The 1,929-nt window shown below is 58.4% G+C and carries 2 protein-coding genes; both read right to left on the bottom strand.

Going from position 1 to position 1,929, the window contains the following annotated elements:
- Nucleotides 1-116 precede the first annotated feature (116 nt).
- Entirely contained in the window at nt 117-482 is a 366-nt protein-coding gene (locus NW820_RS06595) for a hypothetical protein (protein WP_011433539.1), read from the bottom strand.
- Between the two features lie 37 nt (nt 483-519).
- Nucleotides 520-1,929 (bottom strand): hypothetical protein (locus NW820_RS06590; RefSeq protein WP_414407029.1); only part of this gene is annotated, 1,410 nt, incomplete at its 5' end.

Below are 1,929 nucleotides of genomic sequence, written 5' to 3'. Positions count from 1 at the left end.
GCTAGCGCGATCAGTTGAAATAGATGGTAATAAAAACCACGACTGCTATCAGCCCCTTTGATTCCGGTAACGCCGATCCCCGTCTCGATGAGGGAGAGGAGATAGGGCTCAAGCGCCTAAGTTTCGACTCTGTGGGCGCGCAAGAGCAAGTTGGTTCCCAAGTCCTCTTGGGCTGCCCAAAAGGCGCAAATCCACCACGAAACCTCGTCTTGGCGATAAATGCCACAGGTGAAAGGATAAGGTTGCAAAATATTCGCCATCTGCGCTAAGGCCGGAACTTCCGCCATGTAGTCGGCCCACACTTGGGGATCCAAGGCTTCGTAGGTGAAATCGGAAGGAAAGAATGTGCAACTGGATTCCAGGCTGGGCCGGTTGGTCAGCAACAATTGAGCAGGATCTGAGGATTCACAGCCCAAGCGATCCCCGATCTGAAAGGTCAGTTGAAACAGGCGGTTAATCAGATCAAATTGCTCAGGGCTCATAAGTTCAGAATTCCTAACTTTCAGATTGGGATGGGCGTTAGAGTTGACAGGTGCGACGGCTGCGCTCCAGCTCCGGCTCGATCCAGGAGAGGGCGAAGTGACTCACACAGGGCAACTGCGGGAAGCGGCGGGCCAGCTCTGCTGTTTGGGTTTCCAGGCTGGGGCGTTGCCGCTGGGCTTGTCCCCATAGACCGGCAATGGCCGGGCAGACAAAGGTTTGGGGAGAGGCCACAGCCAGGACCTGCTCCACCTGCTGCGCCACACAGGAGCTATCCTCGCACTTGGCATAGGCCATTGGGTGCCATTCCATACCCGGATCAAAGCGGTCCCAGGGTTGCAGACGAGCGTCAAACCCTTCTCCTACTGCTTGGTTGCCTTCTGGGAAGAAGACAGCCCCCACCGGGATCCCCAGCCTCTGGGCGGGTTGGGCGGCCTGCTGTAGATAATCGAGAACGCCGTAGCGGGCAAACTCGACGCTCAGCTGCCAAAGCTGCTGCTGCCAACGTTCTTGGCGAACGGCGGCGCTGGGGGTGGGGGAAGGGGCAGGAGTTGGTGCTGCTGCCTCAGAACTGGAATCCGCCGGTTTCTCCAGACTCTCTGGTAAATCTTTTGCAGAGGAAAGCTGATCCCCCTGCCAATTCCTGCTGGCCATGTCTTGGGCAGCCCAGTCCAGTAACTCTGGGGAAAGCGCCCATTTCTCGGTCGGGCTGGGCCAGGGATCCCCTGGCTGACGCCATCTGGGCTCTTCGGCATAGGTGGCATCCAGATGGAGAACATCTGCCACTGCAATGTAGCCCTGGCTTAGGTAGCGCTCCAGCAATGCCCGACCCGCTGGATTTTCTGCCAAATTGAGGTAGGCTTTCCGGGCGGCCTCTCCGTGAATCCACAAGTCTCGGACGGTGGCCGCCACGCTGGATCCCCCTGAGCCACGCGGATAGCGAATGTAGTCGAAAAGGATCCCATCCGGCTGTCGCTGTAGGATGCGGCGGACTAACTCGGCAAAATCCCGCCGTGCCAAGGGATGAAAGGGATCCACAAATACCTCGCCAGGACTGCCCAGGTCTTCCGAAAGGGCTGTAGCGGGATCCAAGACGGTGGTTATGCCACGACCGTTGCGGGCCAGGGCCACCTGTCGATCGGGCCGTTGTCCGTAGCTGTAGCCGAAATTGAGGGAAAACACCCAGGCATAGGCAGATAAGCCGCGGCGTCGTGCCGCCTTCAGAGCCAGATCCAACAAGTCGGCGTTGGGCTGTAAGCTGGGCCAGATCCCTCCTGCGCCATCCGGCAAAATGGAGCGACCATCGTAAAAGGTCTCGATAAAAACGCGGTTGTAGCCCAGGTTTACCACTTGGTCGAACACCTGATCCAACACGCCCGGATTGGCATCACAAGGGTGCAGACGTACCCAAATGGCCTGGATCTGGGGCCAGCGTTGGCTGCGGCAGGC

Source organism: Synechococcus sp. R55.7, assembly GCF_047461955.1.
Lineage (GTDB): Bacteria > Cyanobacteriota > Cyanobacteriia > Thermostichales > Thermostichaceae > Thermostichus.
The sequence above is the reverse complement of the archived record's forward strand: the minus strand, read 5'-3'. Positions and strand labels throughout refer to the sequence as shown.

What these genes read in the sequence shown, in the direction of transcription:
- NW820_RS06595 (WP_011433539.1), bottom strand. Translation starts at nt 482, where the DNA reads ATGAGCCCTGAGCAATTTGATCTGATTAACCGCCTGTTTCAACTGACC.